The organism is Mycobacterium sp. 1274761.0, from assembly GCF_001668615.1.
Taxonomy (GTDB): domain Bacteria; phylum Actinomycetota; class Actinomycetes; order Mycobacteriales; family Mycobacteriaceae; genus Mycobacterium.
In genome coordinates this window covers 32,883-45,314 of the sequence record NZ_LZMC01000084.1, presented here as the reverse complement: position 1 = coordinate 45,314, position 12,432 = coordinate 32,883, and the positions used below count along the sequence as shown (strand labels likewise).

Annotated in this window: 12 protein-coding genes; 7 read left to right on the top strand and 5 right to left on the bottom strand. The window is 66.2% G+C overall.

From position 1 onward, the window contains the following. The first annotated feature begins 133 nt into the window (after positions 1–133). From metH to A5651_RS17695, 7 genes are all read left to right on the top strand, one after another. Complete coding sequence (gene metH / locus A5651_RS17725) at positions 134–3,907, top strand: methionine synthase (protein WP_066983634.1); 3,774 nt, start codon at positions 134–136, stop codon at positions 3,905–3,907. Between the two features lie 3 nt (positions 3,908–3,910). Next, on the top strand, positions 3,911–4,594 hold the full coding sequence (locus tag A5651_RS17720) for an HAD family phosphatase (protein ID WP_066983631.1): 684 nt from the start codon (positions 3,911–3,913) through the stop codon (positions 4,592–4,594). 57 nt (positions 4,595–4,651) lie between these two features. Then, on the top strand, positions 4,652–6,121 hold the full coding sequence (locus A5651_RS17715; protein ID WP_066983628.1) for a sugar porter family MFS transporter: 1,470 nt from the start codon (positions 4,652–4,654) through the stop codon (positions 6,119–6,121). Positions 6,122–6,232: 111 nt separating this feature from the next. Further along, positions 6,233–6,514 carry a phosphoribosyl-ATP diphosphatase gene (locus A5651_RS17710; protein ID WP_066983625.1) on the top strand — a complete coding sequence of 94 codons (282 nt, stop codon included), beginning with the start codon at positions 6,233–6,235 and terminating at the stop codon, positions 6,512–6,514. Between the two features lie 2 nt (positions 6,515–6,516). Next, positions 6,517–7,368 carry an ATP phosphoribosyltransferase gene (gene hisG / locus A5651_RS17705; RefSeq protein ID WP_066983829.1) on the top strand — a complete coding sequence of 284 codons (852 nt, stop codon included), beginning with the start codon at positions 6,517–6,519 and terminating at the stop codon, positions 7,366–7,368. 67 nt (positions 7,369–7,435) lie between these two features. Beyond that, a complete protein-coding gene (locus tag A5651_RS17700) occupies positions 7,436–7,936 on the top strand; it encodes a DUF4126 domain-containing protein (protein ID WP_066983620.1) in 501 nt (166 codons plus the stop codon). Next, the gene (locus tag A5651_RS17695; RefSeq protein WP_066983618.1) at positions 7,937–9,316 is read left to right on the top strand and encodes an FAD-containing oxidoreductase; all 1,380 of its coding nucleotides are present in this window, start codon (positions 7,937–7,939) and stop codon (positions 9,314–9,316) included. Positions 9,317–9,399: 83 nt separating this feature from the next. Here the strand turns inward: A5651_RS17695 and A5651_RS17690 are convergent, their stop codons facing one another. The 5 genes from A5651_RS17690 to A5651_RS17670 all read right to left on the bottom strand — a co-directional run bounded on the left by A5651_RS17690 (position 9,400) and on the right by A5651_RS17670 (position 12,365). Next, positions 9,400–9,756, bottom strand: coding sequence for a DoxX family protein (locus A5651_RS17690; RefSeq protein ID WP_066983615.1), 357 nt, complete (start codon positions 9,754–9,756; stop codon positions 9,400–9,402). A 37-nt stretch (positions 9,757–9,793) separates the two neighbouring features. Then, positions 9,794–10,294, bottom strand: coding sequence for an SRPBCC family protein (locus A5651_RS17685; protein WP_066983613.1), 501 nt, complete (start codon positions 10,292–10,294; stop codon positions 9,794–9,796). Beyond that, positions 10,291–10,608, bottom strand: a complete 318-nt coding sequence (locus tag A5651_RS17680; RefSeq protein ID WP_066983610.1) for a helix-turn-helix transcriptional regulator — start codon at positions 10,606–10,608, stop codon at positions 10,291–10,293. Before A5651_RS17680 ends, A5651_RS17685 begins: the two co-directional genes overlap by 4 nt. A 66-nt stretch (positions 10,609–10,674) precedes the next feature. After that, positions 10,675–11,469 carry a thioesterase family protein gene (locus A5651_RS17675; protein WP_066983607.1) on the bottom strand — a complete coding sequence of 265 codons (795 nt, stop codon included), beginning with the start codon at positions 11,467–11,469 and terminating at the stop codon, positions 10,675–10,677. Then, on the bottom strand, positions 11,466–12,365 hold the full coding sequence (locus A5651_RS17670) for a RecB family exonuclease (protein ID WP_066983604.1): 900 nt from the start codon (positions 12,363–12,365) through the stop codon (positions 11,466–11,468). The genes A5651_RS17675 and A5651_RS17670 overlap by 4 nt, the downstream gene beginning before the upstream one ends. Between the last annotated feature and the right edge of the window lie 67 nt (positions 12,366–12,432).

The following is a 12,432-nucleotide window of genomic DNA, read 5'->3' as shown; positions in this document are numbered from 1 at the left end:
GCCAACGACCTGGCGGCGTCCGCACGTCGATCCGGTGGCGACGTAGACTTTCCTTGTCGAGAGGCGTTGCAACGGGACCGGTTCTCGAGCCGGTATCCCGCCACGCTCGGCGAAAGCAAGGACGCCTTCCATTATGGAAGGAGCGCACTTGAACGCCTCTGAGACGGACTTCGAGCCGAACATTCGCCGGGACTGCACCGACGCCCTGACCGCGGCGCTGCGGCAGCGGATCATGGTGATCGACGGCGCGATGGGCACGGCGATCCAGCGGGACCGGCCCGACGAGGCCGGCTACCGCGGCGAACGGTTCGCCGACTGGCCGAGCGACGTCGTCGGCAACAACGACCTGCTCACCCTGACGCAGCCGCAGATCATCGAGGGCATCCACCGCGAGTACCTCGAGGCCGGCGCGGACATCATCGAGACCAACACGTTCAACGCGAACGCGATCTCGCTGTCCGATTACGGCATGGCCGAACTCGCTTACGAACTGAACTACGCCGGTGCCGCGCTCGCGCGGAAGACCTGCGACGATTTCAGTACCCCGGATCGGCCCCGCTACGTCGCCGGGGCGCTGGGCCCGACGACGCGGACCGCGTCGATCTCGCCGGACGTCAACGATCCCGCAGCTCGCAACGTCTCCTACGACGAGCTGGTCGACGCCTACTTCACCGCAGCCAGAGGCCTGGTAGACGGGGGTGCGGACCTGCTCATCGTCGAGACGATCTTCGACACGCTCAACGCCAAAGCGGCGGTGTTCGCCCTCGAGACGCTGTTCGAGGAGCGCGGACGCAGCTGGCCGGTGATCATCTCGGGCACCATCACAGACGCGTCCGGGCGGACGCTGTCGGGTCAGGTCACCGAGGCGTTCTGGAACTCCATCCGGCACGCCAAGCCGCTGGCCGTCGGCCTCAACTGCGCCCTTGGCGCGCCGGAGATGCGGCCCTACATCGCCGAGATGTCGCGGATCGCGGATACCTTCGTCTCCTGCTACCCGAACGCCGGACTGCCCAACGCCTTCGGCGAGTACGACGAGGTCCCCAAGCGCCAGGCCTCCTATGTCGCCGATTTCGCCGACGCCGGCTTCGTGAACCTGGTCGGTGGGTGCTGCGGAACGACGCCGGCGCACATCGCCGAGATCGCCAAGGTCGTCGAGGGCAAGCCGCCGCGGCAGGTGCCGGAGATCCCGGTCGCCACCCGGCTCGCCGGCCTGGAGCCGCTCAACATCACCGAGGACTCGCTGTTCGTCAACATCGGTGAACGCACCAACATCACCGGCTCCGCCAGGTTCCGCAACCTGATCAAGGCCGAGGACTACGACACCGCGCTGTCGGTCGCCCTGCAGCAGGTCGAGGTCGGTGCGCAGGTCATCGACATCAACATGGACGAGGGCATGATCGACGGCGTCGCCGCGATGGACCGGTTCACCAAGCTGATCGCGGCCGAACCCGACATCAGCCGCGTCCCCGTGATGATCGACTCCTCGAAGTGGGAGGTCATAGAAGCGGGCCTGAAGAACGTGCAGGGCAAGCCGATCGTCAACTCGATCTCGCTTAAGGAGGGCGAGGAGAAGTTCGTCCGTGAGGCCCAGCTGTGCCGCAAGTTCGGCGCCGCGGTTGTCGTGATGGCCTTCGACGAACAAGGTCAGGCCGACAACTTGGAACGCCGCAAGCAGATCTGCGGGCGGGCCTATCGGATCTTGACCGAAGAGGTCGGCTTCCCGCCCGAGGACATCATCTTCGACCCGAACTGCTTCGCCCTGGCCACCGGCATCGAGGAGCACGCGACCTACGGCATCGACTTCATCGAGGCCTGCCGGTGGATCAAGGAGAACCTGCCGGGGGTGCACATCTCGGGCGGCATCTCGAACGTGTCGTTCTCGTTCCGCGGCAACAACCCCGTCCGCGAGGCCATTCACGCGGTGTTCCTTTACCACGCCATCAAGGCGGGTCTGGACATGGGCATCGTCAGCGCCGGCGCGCTGGTGCCCTATGACTCGATCGACGCCGAGCTGCGCGAGCGCATCGAGGATGTCGTGCTGAACCGTCGCGAGGACGCGGCCGAACGCCTCCTGGAGATCGCGGAGAGGTTCAACAAGTCGGACAAAGCCGAAGAGGCGGGAGCGGCCGAGTGGCGCAGCCTGCCTGTGCGCGAGCGGATCACGCATGCTCTGGTGAAGGGCATCGACGCCCACGTCGACGAGGACACCGAGGAGCTGCGGGCCGAGATCGAGGCCGCCGGCGGGCGGCCGATCGAGGTGATCGAAGGTCCGCTGATGGACGGCATGAACGTCGTCGGTGACCTGTTCGGCTCGGGCAAGATGTTCCTGCCTCAGGTGGTGAAGTCGGCCCGGGTGATGAAGAAGGCCGTGGCATACCTGCTGCCGTTCATCGAGGCGGAGAAGGAAGACAACGTCGGCACGACTGGGGCTTCCAAGGCCAAGGACACCAACGGCACCATCGTGATGGCGACCGTGAAGGGCGACGTCCACGACATCGGCAAGAACATTGTCGGAGTTGTGCTGCAGTGCAACAACTTCGAGGTGATCGACCTCGGGGTCATGGTGCCCGCGCAGAAGATCCTGGACGCCGCCAAGGAGCACGACGCCGACATCATCGGGCTGTCCGGGTTGATCACCCCGTCCCTGGACGAGATGAGCAACTTCGCCGTCGAGATGGAGCGCGAGGGCCTGAAGATCCCGCTGCTGATCGGTGGCGCGACCACCTCACGCGCACACACGGCCGTGAAGATCGCGCCGCGGCGCAACGGTCCTGTGGTCTGGGTTAAGGACGCGTCGCGCTCGGTGCCGGTCGCGGCAGCGCTGCTCGACGACAAACAGCGGCCCGCCCTGCTCGAGGCCACCGCGAAGGACTACGCCTCGCTGCGCGAGCGGCACGCCCAGAAGAACGAGCGCCCGATGGTGACCCTGGAGAAGGCCCGCGCCAACCGGACGCCGATCGACTGGGACGGCTATACGCCGCCGGTGCCGGCGCAAGGTCTCGGCGTGCGGGACTTTCAGGACTACGACCTCGCCGAGCTGCGCGAGTACATCGACTGGCAGCCGTTCTTCAACGCTTGGGAGATGAAGGGCCGCTTCCCCGACATCCTCAACAACCCCGCCTCGGGCGAGGCGGCACGCAAGCTGTACGACGACGCGCAGGAGATGCTCGACACCCTGATCAAGGAGAAGTGGCTGACCGCCAACGGGGTGATCGGTTTCTTCCCTGCGAACGCGGTCGGTGACGACGTCGAGGTGTACACCGACGACACCCGCACCGAGGTGCTGACCACGCTGCACAACCTGCGCCAGCAGGGCGAGCACCGCGAGGGGATCCCGAATAGGTCGTTGGGCGACTTCGTCGCCCCCAAAGAAACGGGCCTCCGGGACTACGTCGGCGCGTTCGCCGTCACCGCGGGAGTGGGCAGCCAGGACAAGATCATGGAGTTCAAGGCGGCCCACGACGACTACAGCGCGATTCTGCTGGAATCGCTGGCCGACCGGCTGGCCGAGGCGTTCGCCGAAAGGATGCATGAACGGGTCCGCAAGGAGTTCTGGGGATACCAGCCCGACGAGCACCTTGACAACGAGGCGCTCATCGAGGAGCGCTACGTCGGAATCCGCCCTGCCCCAGGCTATCCGGCGTGCCCGGAGCACACCGAAAAGGTGACGCTCTTCAGATTGCTGGACGCGACCAAACGGACAGGGATCGAGCTGACCGAATCGATGGCGATGTGGCCCGGTGCTGCCGTCAGCGGCTGGTACTTCTCGCATCCGCAGTCGCAGTACTTCGTCGTCGGCCGGTTGGCTCAGGACCAGGTCGCCGACTACGCGAAGCGCAAGGGCTGGACGCTGGCCGAAGCCGAGCGCTGGTTGGCGTCCAACCTCGGCTACAACCCGGAGGACTGAAGCATGGAGGCGGTCCTCTTCGACATGGACGGCACCCTCGTCGACTCTGAAAAGGTGTGGGACATCTCGCTGGCCGCGCTGTACGACAAGCTCGGCGGGACGCTGACGCCCGCGGTTCGGGCGTCACTGGTTGGCAGCGTCGCCGAGAACACCATGCGGATCATCTATACAGACTTGGGGCTGGAACTCGATCCGGCCGCGATGGCCGAGTCCAGCCGGTGGCTGAGCGCGTACACCGCAAGGCTTTTCGAGGACGGTCTGCCGTGGTGTGCCGGCGCACAGGAGCTGTTGGAAGCGCTTGCCGCCGAAGGCACCCCGATGGCGCTGGTGACCAACACCGAGCGCAAGCTCACCGAGTGTGCATTGAATGGCATTGGCCGCCAATACTTCTCGGCGACAGTATGCGGCGACGAGGTGCCAAGCGGCAAACCCGCGCCGGACCCGTATCTGCGCGCGGCCGCATTGCTGGACCTGGCGCCCGAGGAGTGTCTCGCGGTCGAGGACTCGGTCACCGGAACCGCGGCGGCCGAGCGCGCGGGATGCCCGGTAGTGGTAGTCCCTAACGATGTTGAGGTGCCACGCGGCGCTCGACGACGCCATGTTTCGTCGCTGGTTCGACTGGGTCCCGATAACCTCCGTGCCATTCATTCCCAACTGATTACGCAGTTCGGAGAACGCACCGCGTAACAGCCTGGCTGTGATTGAATGTGACCCGCATCACGCATTGCTGCGGAAGGGCGTCGTATGACTCACGGACCGGCCGGTGACACCTCGACAGGGCTCGATTATGAAGACACAGAGCACAGTGGCCGCGTCGTCCGGATCGCCTCGGTAGCAGCCCTCGGCGGTCTCCTGTTCGGCTATGACAGCGCGGTGATCAACGGCGCCGTAGCGGCCGTTGAAGACCAATTCCAGATCAGCAAGACGGTGACCGGCGTTGCTGTCGCAGCGGCGTTGATCGGCGCGGCACTGGGCGCCGTGACCGGCGGCCGACTGGCGGACAAGATCGGCCGGCTTTCGGTGATGAAGATCGCCGCCCTGCTGTTCCTCATCAGCGCGTTCGGCACCGGACTGGCCGTCAACGTCTGGATGTTCGGTCTGTTCCGCGTCATCGGCGGTATCGGTGTCGGTGTGGCATCGGTCATTGCGCCGGCCTACATCGCCGAGACGTCGCCGCCGCGCATCCGCGGCAGGCTCGGCTCGCTGCAACAGCTGGCGATCGTCACCGGCATCTTCGTCTCGCTGGCCATCGATGCGCTGCTGGCCCACATTGCAGGCGGCTCGCGCGAGGATCTCTGGCTCGGCATGGAAGCCTGGCGCTGGATGTTCATCATGATGGCCGTGCCGGCGGTGCTCTACGGCGGGCTCGCGTTCACGATCCCGGAATCACCGCGCTATCTCGTTGCGACATTTCGGATTCCGGAAGCCCGTAGGGTGCTGACGAAGCTGCTGGGGGAGAAGAACCTCGAGCTCACGATTACTCGTATCCAGGAATCGCTGAAGTCGGAGAAGCCGCCGTCATGGGCCGACCTGAAGAAGCCGACCGGCGGCATCTACGGAATCGTCTGGGTCGGTGTGTTCCTCTCGGTGTTCCAGCAGTTCGTCGGCATCAACGTGATCTTCTACTACTCCAACGTGTTATGGGAGGCCGCGGGACTCGACGAGAGCCAGGCGTTCAAGATCACGGTTATCACGTCGGTGACCAACATCGTCACCACGCTCATCGCGATAGCGTTGATCGACAAGGTCGGTCGCAAGCCGCTGCTGCTGATCGGCTCGACGGGCATGGCTATCACGCTGGGCGTGATGGCGGTGATCTTCGGCACGTCACCGGTCGTCGACGGGGCGCCGCACCCAGAAGGCGCCGCGCTGTGGATCGCGCTGATCGCCGCCAACCTGTTCGTGGTCGCGTTCGGCATGTCGTGGGGACCGGTGGTGTGGGTGCTGCTGGGCGAGATGTTCCCGAACCGCATCCGCGGTGCGGCGCTGGGTTTGGCCGCTGCCGCGCAGTGGATCGCGAACTGCTTGATCACCGCATCGTTCCCAGCGCTGGGTGACTTCTCGCTCGGTGTCGCCTACGGCTTCTACGCCGTGTGTGCGGTGCTGTCGTTCCTGTTCGTCTGGAGGTGGGTCGAGGAGACCAAGGGCAAGCACCTCGAGGACATGAAGGGCGAGGCCCACGTCACGCCCGCGGGAACGCCGTCCAACTCGTAGCCGAGCAGCGAAATCCGAGTTTGTAGGTCTTCTCTCGCACTTTCTCGACAAAACTCGACTCTCACGCCGAGCCCCTGCTCCGCAAACCCGCGTGACCGCGCCACCGCCCTCATGGAACAATCGCCTGCCGTGAAGACCTTCGACGCGCTGTTCGCCGAGCTCAGCGAAAAGGCGCGCACCCGGCCCGACGGTAGTGGCACCGTCGCCGCGCTGGACGGCGGCGTGCACGGCCTGGGCAAGAAGATCCTCGAGGAGGCCGGCGAGGTGTGGCTGGCCGCCGAACACGAGGGCGACGAGGCGCTGGCCGAGGAGATCAGCCAGCTGCTGTACTGGACGCAGGTGCTGATGATCTCTCGCGGGCTGTCCCTCGACGACGTCTACGGAAAGCTGTGACCGTGCTACGCGTCGCCGTCCCCAACAAGGGCACGCTCAGCGAGCCCGCCGCCGAGATCCTCTCCGAGGCCGGGTACCGGCGTCGCACCGACGCCAAGGATCTCACCGTCATCGACCCGGTCAACAATGTCGAGTTCTTCTTCCTGCGGCCCAAAGACATCGCGATCTACGTCGGGTCCGGCCAGCTCGATTTCGGCATCACCGGCCGTGACCTGGCCGCCGAATCCGATGCGCCGGTGCGCGAACGGCTGGCACTGGGCTTCGGCTCGTCCACCTTCCGCTACGCCGCCCCCAAGGGCCGCGACTGGACCGTCGCCGACCTCGCAGGCAAACGGATCGCCACCGCGTTTCCCAACCTGGTCCGTAAAGACCTCGCCGCCAAGGGAATTGAGGCGACGGTCATCCGCCTCGACGGTGCCGTCGAGATCTCCGTCGCGCTCGGTGTGGCCGACGCCATCGCCGACGTGGTCGGCTCGGGTCGCACACTGGGATTGCACGATCTGGTCGCTTTCGGTGAGCCGCTGTGTGATTCGGAGGCGGTGCTAATCGAACACGCCGATCCCGGTGACGACAACGCCGCCGCCCGCGATCAGTTGGCCGCCCGGGTGCAAGGCGTTGTGTTCGGCCAGCAGTACCTGATGCTGGACTACGACTGTCCGCGCAGCGTGTTGGAGTCCGCCACCGCTGTCACACCCGGCCTGGAGTCGCCGACGATCGCCCCGCTCGCCGATCCGGACTGGGTCGCGGTGCGCGCACTGGTTCCCCGCCGCGATGTCAACGCCATCATGGACCAGCTCGCGGCCATCGGCGCCAAGGCAATCCTGGCCTCTGACATCAGGTTCTGCCGGTTCTGAGAAGCCGGGACTGGCTCCCGTCTGCGTGTTAGCGTCCGGATGACATTTCACCGGTCCGGAGGTTCGCATGACGTTTTTTCTGGTGCTGTTGCTTGCTCTGCTGATCGGTGTGGTCGCCGGTCTGCGTGCGCTGACCGCACCCGCGGTCGTCGCATGGGGTGCCGTTCTGGACTGGATCAGCCTCGACGGCACCTGGGCGCAGTGGATGACGCATCCCATCACGGTGACGGTGCTGACGATCCTGGCGCTGGGCGAGCTGGTCACCGACCAACTGCCGAGCACCCCGAGCAGGCGGGTCCCGATGCAATTTGGTGCCAGGCTGTTGACCGGCGGGTTCTCCGGTGCGGTGCTCGCGACCGGTGCCGTACTGAACCCGACGACGTGGGTGGTGGTCAGCGCGATCGGGGCGGCATTGATCGGCGCGGTGCTGGGCACTCTCGGCGGCGCCGAAGCCCGCACGCGGCTGGTCGCCGCCTCCGGTGGTCGTGATCTGCCCGTGGCGCTCGTCGAGGACGCCATCGCGATCGCCGGCGGATTCGCCATCGTGGCACTGGCAACGGTCATCTGAATGCCAACCGCGCCAGAGGAATTCGACGCGATCGTCGTGGGCGCCGGTCAGGCCGGACCGCCGCTGGCGGGACGGCTGACCCAGGCCGGCCAGAAGGTCGCAGTGATCGAACGCAAGCTGGTCGGCGGAACCTGCGTCAACACCGGCTGTATCCCGACCAAGACACTGGTGGCCAGCGCGCACGCCGCGCACACCGCCCGCCGTGGTGCCGAATACGGCGTCGGCACAGGCGATGTCAGTGTCGACATGGCGAAAGTCAAGGCGCGCAAGGACGACATCATGCTCGGGGACCGCAGTGGCGTCGAGTCATGGATCGAAAACATGCCCAACTGCACGTTGATCCGCGGGCACGCACGGTTTGTCGACCCGCACACGATTCAGGTCGACGACCGGTTGCTGACGGCGGACAAGATCTTCCTCAACGTCGGCGGCCGAGCCGTGGCTCCCGATATGCCGGGACTATCCGACATCGACTACCTGACCAACGTCGGCATCCTCGAACTCGACACGCTGCCCGAACATCTCGTCATCATCGGGGGCAGCTACATCGCGCTGGAGTTCGCCCAGATGTACCGGCGCTTCGGCGCACGCGTCACGGTCATCGAGAAGGGTCCGCGGCTGACCTCCCGCGAGGACGAAGACGTGTCGGCCGCGATCAAGGAGATCCTCGAAAACGAAGGCATCACGGTCGAACTCGACGCGACCGCGATCTCGTTCCGCAAGCGCGACAACGGTTTCGAGGTAACACCGCGCGACGGTGCCGACTCCATCACCGGGTCGCACCTGCTGGTCGCCGTCGGGCGGCGGCCCAACACCGACGACCTTGGCCTGGAGAAGGCGGGCGTGGACACCGACGAGCGTGGCAACATCGTCGTCGACGACCAGTGCCGAACGAATGTCGACCACATCTGGGCGATGGGGGACTGCAACGGACGCGGCGCGTTCACCCATACGTCCTACAACGACTTCGAGATCGTCGCTGCCAACCTGCTCGACGACGACCCGCGCCGCATCAGCGACCGCGTGCCGACCTACGCGCTGTACATCGATCCGCCGCTGGGGCGTGCCGGGTTGACCGTCGACCAGGTGCGCAAGTCGGGCCGAAAAGCGTTGGTGGGCAAGCGGCCGATGACCCGAGTTGGGCGTGCGGTGGAGAAGGGTGAGACGCAAGGGTTCATGAAGGTGGTCGTCGACGCCGAAACCGAGGAGATTCTCGGCGTCGCGATCCTGGGCGTGGGTGGGGACGAGGTCGTGCACTCGCTGCTCGACATCATGTCGGCCAAGCGGCCCTACACCGCGATCTCGCGCACGATGCACATCCACCCGACGGTCAGCGAATTGGTGCCGACCATGCTGCAGGAGCTGACGCCGCTGGAGTAGGGGATCCCACGCCGAGCGGGAACCTACCGGCTTCACCGTCGCACCGATCCCTCAGTTCATGGTGAAATCCGGCTGTCGCCGGTCTACGCCGTCTGTGCCACCCCGAGTGCCAGTGTCGCGACCGCCAGCGCCAGAAAGCCCAGCGGGAATGCGATGTTGTGGAAGACGCGATGGCGCACGTGGAATGCGACCGCGCCGACGAAGAACAGCGCCAGGCTTACAGCCGCTGCCAGACCGATCCACGGCACGCCCGCCAAGCCGAGCGCCAGCCCTACGGCCCCCGCGAACTTCAGCGCACCGAGGATGGGCACCGATCCCTCAGATACCTGAACCTCTCCGGCGTTCGCGAGCACAAATCGAGCTCCAGCGAAGTCGGCGATGGCCATGGCGGCGTTTGCGACGATCGTCACAACCGTGACCGCCACGTAGGCTGTTTCCATTTGGCATACCTCCAATCGCGTTGTCACACAGGCGCTATCAGTCGATCTCGACGTCTGAGCCGGCGATTTCCTTGCGGCGGGTCTGCCAATCCGGCAGTTCTTCGCCGGCGAGATAGGCCTCGAGGCGATCTAGATAGGCATGTGTTCCGCCGCGGAAGCCGCTGGCGTTGCGGACACCGAGCCCGCGATGGGTGAACCGCAGCAGCGTGCCGTCGCCATCGCGGTGAAGTTCGTAGCGCACCACGCCGTCGTCGACGATCGGCTGTTTCCACTCGTGTTCGAGCACATGCGGCGGATCCCAGACCAGGATTCGACCGGTCATCCGCTTGCGTTCGGGCGGCAGCGGCGGACCGGTTGCGACCATGTCGATGGTGCCGCCCTCGCGCGGCTCGATCGTCGTTTCGCCGAACCATTGCGCGCGCTCCTGCGGGTCGGTGATCGCTGACCACACCGCTTCGATCGGAAAGGGCAGGCGTCGTTCGAAGTTCAGCGCCGCCCTGTCGCCCTCGACGGTGATTCGCCCTCCGGGACAGGTCATTTCGTCTCCTTGTGCTTGCGTTTCAGGTGCTGCTCGAGGGCGTCGAGGTGACCCGTCCAGTAGCGGCGGTACTGCTCTATCCAGGCGTCGATGGCAACGAGCCCGTCGGCGCGCAGCGCGTAGATCCTGCGCTGTGCATCGGGTCGCACCTCGACCAAGCCGACTTCGCGCAGCACCCGAAGGTGGCGCGACACGGTCGGCTGTGTCAGGCCGGGGAGGGTCGCGACGAGTTCACCGGCGGTGCGCTCACCGTCGACGAGCGCGTCGAGCAGTGCGCGCCGACTCGGCTCGGCGACCGCTTCGAAGACGTCCATAGACCGAGTATTACATTACATCTATATAGATGTAAATCGATATAGCTGGACCGTTCTGCGGCTATTTCAGCGGCGCTGAACCAGCAGCGTCTGCGCGCACGTGCCGATGAAGCCCTGCCGGTCGAAGATCTCGGCGGTGGTCACCCCGATGCTGTCGGGCCCGATCGAGCCGCGGGCGCGCAACGCGAAGTCGTTGCCGACGGGCACACGGTGCAGGTGCATGACGGTGTCGGTGTTCATGAACACGAACGCCGCCGGATCGATCGCGGCGCCTGCACCGTTGGCGCAGTCCACCACCAGCGCCAGGCGCTGCATCTGCGTCATCTCCTCGGTATCGACCAGGTGCGCCAGCGGGCTCATCCACACCACCGCCGAGCCGTTGTCGAGTTCACGCTGCCTGCGCCAGCTGATCGCCTCCAGGTAGCCCGTCGCGCCCTCCCAGCTGTGCGGCGTCGTGTCCGCCTCACCCTCCACGAGCGCAGGGAAGCGGTCGGTGGCAACGTCGGTGGTGTCACCGGTCGCCAGCAGCCACGCCGACGCGCGCGCAACCGGGCGGGCAGCGCCACCCGCACGGTCGGCGACCATCTCCGCTGCCAACAACTTGATCCTGCTCCCCGGACGCTCCACCCACGCTCGTGCCCGCACCGGCGCAACGGGAATGGCCCCGAGGATGTCCATCGACACACGCCCGATGCGCATTCCGGAGTCGCCGGCGAGTTCCTCGATCAGCTTCGTCATCAACGCCAGCGGAGGGGAGCCGTGCTGAATCTCGGAATCCCAGTTGCTTCGGGTGTAGTCCGTGGACTCAAAGACGTGAACGTCGCCGTCGCGGTTGCGCCGACGGTAGTGGGACCCGTTCACGCAGCCGGCACCGCCGAGTGCAACACCGCATCGTCGCCGGGACCGTCACCCTCGGCGGGGCGTTCAGGCCAGCCCGGATACGGCGGCGGCGTGCCGCCGAAGACGGGGCAGTGCGCGTGATGGGCGCACCAGTCGCACATCCGCGACGGGTGCGGGCGGAAATCGCCTGTCGCACCGGCGGATTGGATGGCCTGCCAGATTGCGATCAACGTCTTCTCGAACCGCTCGAGCTCGTCGAGGTCGGGAGAATAGTCGAGCACTTGGCCGTCGCTCAGATACAGCAGCCGCAGCTTGGTGGGCAGCACACCGCGCGACCGCAACAGCGCGACGGCGTAGAACTTCATCTGGAACATGGCCTTGAACTCCGCCAGCGCTCGCGCCTCCGGCGGCGCCTTGCCGGTCTTGTAGTCGACGACCCGAAGCTCACCGGTGGGGGCGACGTCGATGCGGTCGACGAAGCCGCGCAGCAGCGTGCCGTCGGCGAGTTCGACCTCGACGCGTTGTTCGCAGCTTTCCGGCTCGAACCGGGTCGGGTCTTCGAGCCGGTAGTAGCCCGACAGCAGCGCCTTCGCCTCCTCCAGCAGCTCGGCCTGGGCGGGAGCGTCGAGGCCGTCGACGAGGTCGGGCTGGGCGGCGACCACCCGCTCCCACGCGGGGCCGACCAGTGACCGCGCCGCTTCGGGGACGCGGTCGGGCGCCGGCAGCGCATACAGCTGTTCCAAGGCCGCGTGCACTACCGAGCCGCGCAACTGTGCGGCGGACGAGGGTTCAGGCAGCCGGTCGATGGCGCGGAACCGGTACAGCAGCGGGCACTGCTTGAAGTCGCTGGCCCGTGACGGCGACAGCGCCGGCCGGCGCTGCCCGGGTGGCGCATCGGGGACCTTTTGCTGGTCCATAACCGGCAGCATATGGCGGCCTCCCGACAACCCCGGGCACCGGCGTCGGCGCGTCTGCTGGCAGGCT

Coding starts and splice junctions, on each gene's coding strand:
- A5651_RS17720 (WP_066983631.1), top strand. CDS start 3,911: ATGGAGGCGGTCCTCTTCGACATGGACGGCACCCTCGTCGACTCTGAA.
- A5651_RS17670 (WP_066983604.1), bottom strand. CDS start 12,365: ATGGACCAGCAAAAGGTCCCCGATGCGCCACCCGGGCAGCGCCGGCCG.
- metH (WP_066983634.1), top strand. CDS start 134: ATGGAAGGAGCGCACTTGAACGCCTCTGAGACGGACTTCGAGCCGAAC.
- A5651_RS17690 (WP_066983615.1), bottom strand. CDS start 9,756: ATGGAAACAGCCTACGTGGCGGTCACGGTTGTGACGATCGTCGCAAAC.
- A5651_RS17700 (WP_066983620.1), top strand. CDS start 7,436: ATGACGTTTTTTCTGGTGCTGTTGCTTGCTCTGCTGATCGGTGTGGTC.
- A5651_RS17680 (WP_066983610.1), bottom strand. CDS start 10,608: ATGGACGTCTTCGAAGCGGTCGCCGAGCCGAGTCGGCGCGCACTGCTC.
- A5651_RS17685 (WP_066983613.1), bottom strand. CDS start 10,294: ATGACCTGTCCCGGAGGGCGAATCACCGTCGAGGGCGACAGGGCGGCG.
- A5651_RS17695 (WP_066983618.1), top strand. CDS start 7,937: ATGCCAACCGCGCCAGAGGAATTCGACGCGATCGTCGTGGGCGCCGGT.
- A5651_RS17715 (WP_066983628.1), top strand. CDS start 4,652: ATGACTCACGGACCGGCCGGTGACACCTCGACAGGGCTCGATTATGAA.
- A5651_RS17710 (WP_066983625.1), top strand. CDS start 6,233: ATGGAACAATCGCCTGCCGTGAAGACCTTCGACGCGCTGTTCGCCGAG.